We start from the raw sequence: 1381 nt of genomic DNA on the forward strand, positions 1-1381 counted from the left end.
CGCCGCCGAGCCCGCGGTCGAGGGGGCTACGCGGCGGGCGTCGTCCTGGACGCCCAGGCTGTGGCCGGGCGCCCCGAGCTGTGGGCGCCCGAGGAGGCGGTGCGCAGGTGGTTCAACGCCTTCGCGCTGGTGCGCCCCGGCGGCGACGCCCTGGTGGTCGGGGACCTGCCCGACGACATGGGCCAGGCCCTGGTGCGGTGGGCGCCCTCGGACTACGCCGACCGGCTCCTCGACGAGCGCGAGGCCCTGGGGTTCTTCCCGGCGATGACACTGGTCGCGCTGGACGGCGACCGCGCGCAGGTTGCCCAGGTGGCCGACCAGTGCGCGCGCGAGGCCGGCGCCGAGGTGGTGGGCACCGTCCCCGCTCCGCGCCGCTCCAAGGACTCCATGGACGTGCGCGCCATCGTCCGCGTCCCGCGCGACCGGGGCCTGCGGCTGCTCGAAGTCCTCACGGGCGTGCGCCAGGCGCGCGCGTCGAAGAAGTCCCCGCCCGTCATGATGAGCGTCAACCCGCCCGAGTTGTTCTAAGGGGCGGCCCGCCGTTCCCGTAGAATGAGCGGGTGCGCATCATCTTCGCAGGGACCCCCGAGGCGGCGGTCCCCACACTCACCGCCCTCATCGCCTCCACCCACGACGTCGCCCTGGTGGTGACGCGGCCCCCGGCGCGCTCGGGGCGCGGACGCGCCATGCGCCCCTCGGCCGTCGCCCAGTGCGCGCGCGGGGCCGGCCTGGCCGTCCTGGAGACGGCGTCCCTGAAAGGGGAGGAGGCAGCGGGGGCCATCGGGGCGGTGGGCGCCGACCTGGGCGTCGTCGTCGCCTACGGGGGCCTCGTGCCGCCGGACGTCCTCGCGATGCCCGCCCACGGCTGGGTGAACCTGCACTTCTCGGACCTGCCCCGGTGGAGGGGCGCCGCCCCCGTCCAGTGGGCAGTCCTGTCGGGCGACCCGATGACCGCCTCGTGCGTCTTCGCGCTGGAGGAGGGGCTCGACACGGGGCCCGTGTACTCGCGCGAGCCCTTCACCATCGGCCACGAGACCAGCGGTGAGCTGCTCGACCGCATGGCCGCCGCCGGCGGGGCGCAGGTGCTCGCCTGCGTGGACTCCCTGGCGGCGGGAACGGCCAGGGCCACCGCTCAGAGCGACAGGGGCGCAACCCGCGCCCGCCGCCTCACGGCGGCCGACGGCTACGTGTCCTTCGACGAGGACGCGCCGGCCACGGACCGGCGCGTGCGCGCTGTCACCCCCAATCCCGGTGCGTGGACGCTGGGCCCCGGGGGCGGGCGGATCAAGCTCGGCCCCGTCACCGCCGCGCCCGACCGGGGGCTCCGAGCCGGCCAGGTCGAGGCCGGCAAACGCGACGTGCACGTGGGCTGCGCCCAGGG

1 protein-coding gene and 1 pseudogene are annotated in these 1381 nt (G+C 76.5%); both read left to right on the top strand.

The window, feature by feature from the left end:
- Positions 1-528, top strand: a pseudogene (locus BH719_RS09905) (primosomal protein N' family DNA-binding protein); the annotation flags it as partial.
- A gap of 32 nt (positions 529-560) precedes the next feature.
- A partial coding sequence (locus tag BH719_RS00555) for a methionyl-tRNA formyltransferase (RefSeq protein ID WP_009399810.1) occupies positions 561-1381 on the top strand: 821 nt, incomplete at its 3' end.

This window comes from Pauljensenia hongkongensis (assembly GCF_001746855.1).
GTDB classification, from domain to species: Bacteria; Actinomycetota; Actinomycetes; order Actinomycetales; family Actinomycetaceae; genus Pauljensenia; species Pauljensenia hongkongensis.